The organism is Streptomyces sp. P5F9, assembly GCF_057961495.1.
In genome coordinates this window covers 1-7,605 of the sequence record NZ_JBXVPZ010000456.1, presented here as the reverse complement: position 1 = coordinate 7,605, position 7,605 = coordinate 1, and the positions used below count along the sequence as shown (strand labels likewise).

General features: G+C 70.9%; 9 protein-coding genes. 1 reads left to right on the top strand and 8 read right to left on the bottom strand.

The annotated features are described in order from the left end of the window. Positions 1 to 25 precede the first annotated feature (25 nt). The 5 genes from AC31A1_RS42330 to AC31A1_RS42310 all read right to left on the bottom strand — a co-directional run bounded on the left by AC31A1_RS42330 (position 26) and on the right by AC31A1_RS42310 (position 4,087). Positions 26 to 154 (bottom strand): hypothetical protein, encoded by a 129-nt coding sequence (locus AC31A1_RS42330; RefSeq protein WP_489658397.1) that lies wholly within the window; start codon positions 152 to 154, stop codon positions 26 to 28. A gap of 44 nt (positions 155 to 198) precedes the next feature. After that, a complete protein-coding gene (recN, locus tag AC31A1_RS42325; protein ID WP_489658398.1) occupies positions 199 to 1,917 on the bottom strand; it encodes a DNA repair protein RecN in 1,719 nt (572 codons plus the stop codon). A gap of 127 nt (positions 1,918 to 2,044) precedes the next feature. Further along, on the bottom strand, positions 2,045 to 2,950 hold the full coding sequence (locus AC31A1_RS42320) for an NAD kinase (RefSeq protein WP_026179466.1): 906 nt from the start codon (positions 2,948 to 2,950) through the stop codon (positions 2,045 to 2,047). After that, positions 2,947 to 3,762: a TlyA family RNA methyltransferase gene (locus tag AC31A1_RS42315; protein WP_489658396.1), complete on the bottom strand. Its 816-nt coding sequence runs from the start codon at positions 3,760 to 3,762 to the stop codon at positions 2,947 to 2,949. The genes AC31A1_RS42320 and AC31A1_RS42315 overlap by 4 nt, the downstream gene beginning before the upstream one ends. A gap of 7 nt (positions 3,763 to 3,769) precedes the next feature. Further along, on the bottom strand, positions 3,770 to 4,087 hold the full coding sequence (locus AC31A1_RS42310; protein ID WP_489658395.1) for a hypothetical protein: 318 nt from the start codon (positions 4,085 to 4,087) through the stop codon (positions 3,770 to 3,772). 42 nt (positions 4,088 to 4,129) lie between these two features. On the opposite strand from AC31A1_RS42310, the gene AC31A1_RS42305 reads away from it, so the two are divergent. Next, the gene (locus tag AC31A1_RS42305) at positions 4,130 to 4,477 is read left to right on the top strand and encodes an SCP2 sterol-binding domain-containing protein (RefSeq protein ID WP_489658394.1); all 348 of its coding nucleotides are present in this window, start codon (positions 4,130 to 4,132) and stop codon (positions 4,475 to 4,477) included. On the opposite strand, the gene AC31A1_RS42300 is transcribed toward AC31A1_RS42305, so the two are convergent. From AC31A1_RS42300 to AC31A1_RS42290, 3 genes are read right to left on the bottom strand one after another with little or no spacing between them, the layout of a single operon-like run. Continuing rightward, the gene (locus AC31A1_RS42300) at positions 4,461 to 5,366 is read right to left on the bottom strand and encodes an ABC transporter ATP-binding protein (protein WP_489658393.1); all 906 of its coding nucleotides are present in this window, start codon (positions 5,364 to 5,366) and stop codon (positions 4,461 to 4,463) included. The two genes, AC31A1_RS42305 and AC31A1_RS42300, sit on opposite strands and share 17 nt — an antisense overlap. Further along, on the bottom strand, positions 5,363 to 6,457 hold the full coding sequence (locus tag AC31A1_RS42295) for a FecCD family ABC transporter permease (RefSeq protein WP_489658392.1): 1,095 nt from the start codon (positions 6,455 to 6,457) through the stop codon (positions 5,363 to 5,365). Before AC31A1_RS42295 ends, AC31A1_RS42300 begins: the two co-directional genes overlap by 4 nt. Then, positions 6,454 to 7,497 carry a FecCD family ABC transporter permease gene (locus tag AC31A1_RS42290; RefSeq protein ID WP_489658391.1) on the bottom strand — a complete coding sequence of 348 codons (1,044 nt, stop codon included), beginning with the start codon at positions 7,495 to 7,497 and terminating at the stop codon, positions 6,454 to 6,456. Before AC31A1_RS42290 ends, AC31A1_RS42295 begins: the two co-directional genes overlap by 4 nt. Positions 7,498 to 7,605 lie beyond the last annotated feature (108 nt).

Below are 7,605 nucleotides of genomic sequence, written 5' to 3'. Positions count from 1 at the left end.
GTACGCGGCCCAGGCCACCGCCCCACTAACCCGCCGCGAGAACCACGAACCCGGCCGCCGGGCGGACACGCGCGGCGGCGAGAGCGGCTCCGGTGGCGGTGGCCTGGGCCGCGTACAGGGCGAAGGAGACGATGCGCGGCGGGCGTACGATCATCCGGCCGCGCTACGGAGCACCCGCCACCCCTACGGAACGTCCCGTCAGCCGTCCGCCCGTGCCGTCGCCAGCAACTCCTCCGCATGCGCCCGGGCCGTCTCCGAGTCCTCCTGGCCGGCCAGCATCCGGGACAACTCCCGTACGCGGTCCTCGCCTTCGAGGACCTTCACGCCGGAGCGGGTGACGGAACCGTCGTTGGTCTTCTCGACGAGCAGTTGCCGGTCGGCGAAGGCGGCGACCTGGGGGAGGTGGGTCACGACGACGACCTGCGCGGTCTTCGCGAGCTTGGCGAGGCGCCGCCCGATCTCGACCGCCGCCTTGCCGCCGACACCGGCGTCGACCTCGTCGAAGAGGTACGTCGGAACAGGGTCCGTCCCCGCGAACACGACCTCCACGGCGAGCATCACGCGCGACAGCTCACCGCCGGACGCGCCCTTGGCGATGGGCCGCGGCGGAGCGCCCGGATGCGGGGCGAGGAGCAACTCGACCTCGTCGACGCCCGAGGGGCCGTAGGCGACCGCACGGCCGCCGACCTCGACGCCCTCCGGGTCCTCGGTCTGCCGGATCTCGAACGACACACGCGCGTGCGGCATCGCGAGGGAGGCCAACTCCGCAGTCACCGCCGCGGCGAACCGCTCGGCGGCCTCCGTACGCGCGTCGGTCAACGCCTGTGCGAGGCCGCCCAGTTCACCGCGCAGGTCGTCCCGCTCGGCGGTCAGTTCGTCGATGCGCTCGTCGTCGCCGTCGAGTTCGGTCAGCCGCGAGGCGCCCCGCTCGGCGTACGCGAGCACGGCGGTGATGTCCTCGCCGTACTTCCGGGTGAGCGCGTTGAGGGCGGCCCGGCGCTCCTCGACGGCGGCCAGCCGCAGCGGATCGGCGTCCAGGTCGTCGGCGTAACCCGCCAACTCCCCCGCCACATCGCCCAGAAGGATGCCGATCTCACCGATCCGGTCGGTGAGCGAGGCCAGTTCGGAGTCGTGCGACCGTACGGCCTCCAGGGCGCGCTGCGCACCCGCGACGAGGGTCGCCGCGTCGATGCCCTCGGGGTCCTCGGGGTTGCCGGCGAGCGCGGCGTGAGCGGCCGTAGCGGCGGACGCCAACGCCTCGGCGTGCCCGAGCCGTTCGGCCTCGGCGGCGAGTTCGACGTCCTCCCCGGGGCGCGGCTCGACGCCCGCGATCTCGTCGAGCCCGTACCGCAGCATGTCGGCTTCCTGGGCCCGCTCACGCGCGCGCGTGGTGATCTCGTCCAGCTCGACGGCGACGGCACGCAGCCGCCGATACGCCTCCGCGTACTTGGTGAGCGGCCCGGTGACGGCGTCCCCGGCGTACCGGTCGAGCGCCTGCCGCTGCCGGGACTGCTTCAACAACCCTTGCTGATCGGTCTGCCCGTGCACGGCGACAAGGTCGTCGGCCAACTCCGCCAACAACCCCACCGGCACGGAACGCCCGCCCAGATGCGCCCGGGACCGCCCTTCGGCGGAAACGGTACGGCTGATGAGCAGCATCCCGTCGTCCAGCTCGGCACCGGCCTCCTCGGCCCGCAGGACGGCAGAGGCCCCCGGAGGCACGGAGATCCGCCCCTCCACGACCGCGTTCTTCGCCCCGATCCGCACCAGCGCCGGGTCCGCCCGCCCCCCGAGCAACAGCCCGAGACTGGTGACGACCATGGTCTTGCCCGCACCGGTCTCACCCGTGACAGCGGTGAACCCCGGCGACAGTTCGACGACAGCATCGTCGATGACTCCGAGCGACCGTATCCGCATCTCTTCCAGCACGATGAAGACCTTACGAGGTAGGGCGGGAGAAGCGCGAGGCACCCTGTCACCCACGCGAGGGAAGCGCCCCAAAGGGGCGCGGGGAACTGCGCGCTCAACCCCCACCGGCCCGCGCTTAGTGAGGAGCCCCTCGCCACCCCGAAACGGGCAACGCGAACTTCGCAACAAGCCGATCCGTAAACGACGCATGGTGCAGCCGAGCCAGCCGCACAGGAACAGCCCCCCGCCTGACCTCAACCCGAGCCCCGGCAGGCAGTTCAACAGTCCGCCGCCCGTCACACCACAAAACCCCCGGGGGGATGTGCGGCAACACCTCAACCGCAAGCACAGAATCCGGCGACGTAACCAACGGCTTCGCGAACAACGCATGCGCACTGATCGGCACCATCAGCAACGCCTCGACCTCAGGCCACACCACAGGCCCACCCGCCGAGAACGCATACGCCGTAGACCCCGTAGGAGTCGCACAAACGATCCCGTCACACCCGAACCCCGTGACCGGCCGCCCGTCAATCTCCAGCACGACTTCGAGCAACTTCTCCGCGCCGGCCTTCTGCACCGCCGCCTCGTTCAACGCCCAGTCCGTATGCACGATGTTGCCGTTCTTGTGCACGACGACATCGACGGTCATCCGCTCCTCGACCTCGTACGCCCGCGTGACCACCCGGTCCACGACCTTGTCGAGATCGTCCCGCTCCGCCTCCGCGAGGAACCCCACGCTGCCGAGGTTGACGCCGAGCATCGGCACCCCGGACGCCCGCGCGAACTCCGCGCCGCGCAGCAGCGTGCCGTCGCCGCCGAGGACGATGAGCAGCTCGCAGCCCTCAAGGCACTGCGGGGTGGCCTCGGTGACCGTCTCCACCTCGTCCGGGAGCGGCAGGTCGCGTGCCTCGTACTCCAGGACGCGCACTCCGATACCGGACTGGAGCAGTCCCTTCACGACCAGCTCCGCACTCCGGATGGCCGCAGGCCGACCCGTGTGCGCGAGCAGGAAAACTGTACGAGCTCGGTTCTGTGTCAACGCGGCCCCTCCGCCACTGCACGGTCAACATCGGCCGGGTCAAGTTCGGGTGCGCCGGCCCGCAGCCACAGAAAGTACTCGACATTCCCGGAGGGCCCGGGCAGCGGGCTGGCGGTGACGCCCCGCACCCCGAGCCCCAGTTCCGCGGCCCGCCGGGCGACACCGCGTACGGCTTCGGCCCGGAGTTCGGGGCTGCGTACGACACCGCCGCTCCCCAGCCGGTCCTTCCCCACCTCGAACTGCGGCTTGACCATCATCACCAGGTCCGCGTCCGGCTTCGTGCACCGCGCCAGGGCGGGCAGCACCAGCCCGAGCGGGATGAAGGACAGATCCCCCACGACTAGATCCACAGGCTCCCCATCGATCGCTTCAAGCGTCAACTCGCGTACGTTCGTACGGTCCTTGACGGTGACGCGTTCATCGCTCTGAAGAGACCACGCGAGTTGCCCGTACCCGACGTCGACCGCCACGACCTGCGTGGCACCCGCCCGCAGCAGCACATCGGTGAAGCCTCCGGTGGACGCGCCGGCGTCCAGCGCCCGCCGTCCCTCGACGACGAGCCCCTGCGGTACGAAGACCTCCAGCGCGCCCGCGAGCTTGTGGCCACCGCGCGACACGTAGTCGGGGTCGTCGTCATCCGCTACGACGACGATGGCGGCCGCCGTCTCCACCTGGGTGGCGGGCTTGGTCGCGACGGTCCTGCCCACGGTGACCCGGCCGGCGGCGATCAGCTGGCTCGCGTGCTCCCGCGACCGCGCGAGCTTCCGTCGGACCAGCTCGGCGTCGAGACGTCGGCGTGCCACTCCTGCCACGTTCGGTTCAGCTCCTGCGGTCGTACGTCGATGGGGGCACCGGAGGTCCCGGGCGGGCGTCGAGCGCGGTGAGCGCGTCGCGCAGCCCCCGGTGTACATCCTCGTACACCTCGACATGTCCGTCCGTGGCGAGGTGGTCGGTGTCGGCCAGCCGCCCGAGCTGGGCGTCGACATCGGCGTTGCCGCTCGGGGCGCGGTCCACGTTCAGGGGCGCGGGGGCAGCCGGGTCGTACGCGGGCTCCGCCTCCACGACGGCCTCCGGAACACCCGCCGGAACACCCTCTGCTACGGCCCCGACCTCGGCCTCGGGCAATGAGTCGCTCATGCCCAGACGCTACCCCGAAGGCCTGGGGTACCGTCGATCACGATGGCAACGACCGAAGAGTGCCGCGTCGCACTCGAAAAGCTCTCGGACAACATGCAGAAGGCCGATGGGAATGTCCGCGCCGCCGCGGCCATGGACCGTTCGGTCAGCTGCCGGATCACCGACCTCGACGTCACGTTCGTCGGCCGGCTCACCGGCGGCCGCATCGTGGTGGACGAGACCGTGCAGGGCCTTCCTGCGGAGAAGGCCCAGATCAGGCTGACCATGGCGGGCGACGACCTGGTCGCCATGGTCGACGGCGGCCTGAACTTCGCGAAGGCCTGGGGCTCGGGCCGGGTGAAGCTGGAGGCCAACGTGTTCGACCTGTTCCGCCTCAGGAAGCTTCTGTAGCCACCGCTGCGGTCCCTGCCCCCGCCGGGGCTCCCGCACGCGCGCGTGCCTTGCGCGCCGCCGGCACCACCAGCGGTGTCCCCGTCTCCGGGTCGTCGATGACCTGGCAGCGCAGCCCGAAGACCTCCTCGACCAGCTCGGCCGTGACGATGTCGCCCGGCGCGCCCTCCGCGATGACCGCGCCCTCCCGCAGCGCGATGAGGTGGGTGGCGTACCGGGCGGCGTGGTTGAGGTCGTGCAACACCGCGACCAGCGTGCGGCCCTGCTCCTCGTGCAGTTCGGCGCACAGGTCGAGGACGTCGATCTGGTGCTGGATGTCCAGGTAGGTGGTCGGCTCGTCGAGCAGCAGCAGGGGCGTCTGCTGGGCGAGCGCCATCGCGATCCACACGCGCTGCCGCTGCCCGCCGGACAGTTCGTCGACATAGCGATCGGCGAGCTCGGCGACTCCGGTCTGCGCCATCGACTCCTGTACGACCCGCTCGTCCTCGGTGGACCACTGCCGCAGGATGCCCTGGTGCGGGTACCGGCCGCGGCCCACGAGGTCGCCGACGGTGATGCCGTCGGGCGCGATGGACGACTGCGGGAGCAGGCCCAGGGTGCGCGCGACCTTCTTCGCCGGCATCGACTGGATGACCTGCCCGTCGAGCAGCACCCGGCCCTCGTTCGGCTTCAGCATCCGTGACAGTGCCCGCAGCAGCGTGGACTTGCCGCACGCGTTCGGGCCGACGATCACCGTGAAGGAGTTGTCGGGTATCTCCACGGACAACTCGCGTGCGATGACGCGCTGGTCGTAGGCGAGGGTGACGTTCTCGGCGGACAGGCGGTTCACGGTGCTCCTTCGATTGTTCAGCCCGCTGCTGAGGCCGCTCTGGTTGCTCTGGTTGCTCATATCCGCCCCGCCTTGCGCTCGGTGACCAGGAGCCACAGCAGGTAGACCCCGCCGAGGACGCCGGTGACCACGCCCACGGGCAACTGGTCGGCGCCGAACGCCCGTTGGGAAACCCAGTCGGCGGTGACCAGCAGGGTGGCGCCCATGCACAGCGAGGGCACGAGGTTCGGACCCGGCGAGCGGGTCAGGCGCCGGGCGAGCTGCGGCGACGTAAGCGCGACGAAACCGACCGGTCCGGCGGCGGCGGTAGCGGCCGCGGTGAGCAGCACGGCGGCCACCATCAGCAGCAGCCGTACGCGCTCGACGCGCACCCCGAGGGCGTACGACACATCGTCACCCATCTCCATCATCCGCAGCCCGCGCGCGTTGGCGAGGACGAGCGGCAGCAGTACGGCGCACAGCGCGAGGAGCGGCCAGACCTGGGTCCAGTCACGGCCGTTGAGGGAACCGGTCATCCACACGACCGCGCGGGCCGCGTCGACGAGGTCGGCCTTGGTGAGCAGATAGCCGTTGACCGCGGTGACCACGGCGGAGACGCCGATGCCGACCAGGACGAGCCGGTACCCGTGCACCCCCTGCTTCCAGGCGAGCAGGTAGATCGCGACCCCGGTCACCAGACCGCCGACGAGCGCCCCGAGGGTGACGGCGGTCGCGCTGCCGGAGAACAGCACGATGACGACGAGCGCCCCGGCCGTCGACCCCTGCGAGAGGCCGAGCACGTCCGGACTGCCCAGCGGATTGCGGGAGATGGACTGGAACAGCGCACCGCCCAGCCCGAGCGAGGCACCGACCAGCAGCCCGACGAGGACACGCGGCAGCCGCAGCTCGTTGACGATGAACTCCTGTCCCGCGTCACCGCCCCCGAACAGCGTCTTGAGGACGTCACCGGCCGGGATCGGGAAGTCCCCGGTACCGATCAGCACGACACTCGCGGCGAGCGCGCAGACCAGGAGCAGGACGACGACCGTGAAGGCACGGAGATCGAGGCGGAGGGAGAAGCCGCCGGTCCGTACGGCCCGGGTACGGAGAGCCCGAGTCGGTGCGGCCTTGTCAACTGAGCCGTTCTGCGCCGTCGTTGAAGAGAGATTCACAGCTGAGTCGTCCTTCGGCGCCGCACGAGATAGATGAAGACCGGCCCGCCGATGACCGCGGTGACGATGCCGACCTGAAGTTCCGCGGGCCGCGCGATCAACCGGCCGAGGACGTCCGCGCCGAGCAGCAGCACGGGCGACAGGATCGTGGCGTACGGCAGGATCCAGCGCAGGTCGGGGCCGGTGAAGGAGCGCACCACGTGCGGCACCATCAGGCCGACGAACACGATCGGGCCGCAGGCGGCGGTGGCCGCTCCGCACAGCACGGTCGCGGAGAGCATGGCGAGCGCGCGGGTCCGGTTGAGGTTGGCGCCGAGGGCGCGGGCCGTGTCGTCGCCCATCGCGACCGCGTTGAGCGGCCGGGCGAGCAGCAGGGAGATCACCGTGCCGACCGCGAAGAACGGCGCGACCTGCGTGATCGTCGAGCCGGTGGCCGAGGCCAGTGAACCGACCGTCCAGAAGCGCATCTTGGACAGCGCCGCGTCGTCCATGATCATGACGGCCTGGAGATAGCCGTAGAGCGCGGCGCTGATCGCGGTGCCGGCGAGCGCGAGGCGGACCGGGGTGGCGCCCCGGCTGCCGCCCAGGAACCAGACCAGCACGCCGACCACCGCCGCGCCCGCGAAGGCGAACCAGACGTACCCGCTCAGCGAGGTGACACCGAAGTAGGTGATCGCGGTGACGACCGCGGCCGAGGCGCCGGCGTTGATGCCGAGCAGGCCGGGGTCGGCGAGAGGGTTGCGGGTGAGCGCCTGGAGGACGGCGCCGGACAGGCCGAGCGCGGCACCGGCCAGCAGCCCGAGGACCGTACGGGAGATCCGGTCGCCGACCACGACGTCCGCATACGTTCCCGAGTCATGGAACAGGCCGTGCCACACATCCCCCAACGGCAGCGATTTCGCGCCGATCGCGATGCTCGCCAGGGCCACGAGGACCAGGAGCGCCACGGACGCGAAGAGCCCAAGGACACGTATCGCCCGGCGGGTTGGGGGCGCGGGGGCGGTCTCCGCGCGCTGTTCTGGGGGGCTGTCGACCAACACGAGGTTAGGTTAGCCTACCCTCGCACGCGATCTGGATACCGAGTCCCGCCTCACCGCCGTTCAGAACTCTGGATGCCGAGCCCCGCCTCCCCCCGCGTCACAACCCCA

Coding starts and splice junctions, on each gene's coding strand:
- AC31A1_RS42330 (WP_489658397.1), bottom strand. CDS start 154: ATGATCGTACGCCCGCCGCGCATCGTCTCCTTCGCCCTGTACGCGGCC.
- recN (WP_489658398.1), bottom strand. CDS start 1,917: ATGCGGATACGGTCGCTCGGAGTCATCGACGATGCTGTCGTCGAACTG.
- AC31A1_RS42310 (WP_489658395.1), bottom strand. CDS start 4,087: ATGAGCGACTCATTGCCCGAGGCCGAGGTCGGGGCCGTAGCAGAGGGT.
- AC31A1_RS42305 (WP_489658394.1), top strand. CDS start 4,130: ATGGCAACGACCGAAGAGTGCCGCGTCGCACTCGAAAAGCTCTCGGAC.
- AC31A1_RS42300 (WP_489658393.1), bottom strand. CDS start 5,366: ATGAGCAACCAGAGCAACCAGAGCGGCCTCAGCAGCGGGCTGAACAAT.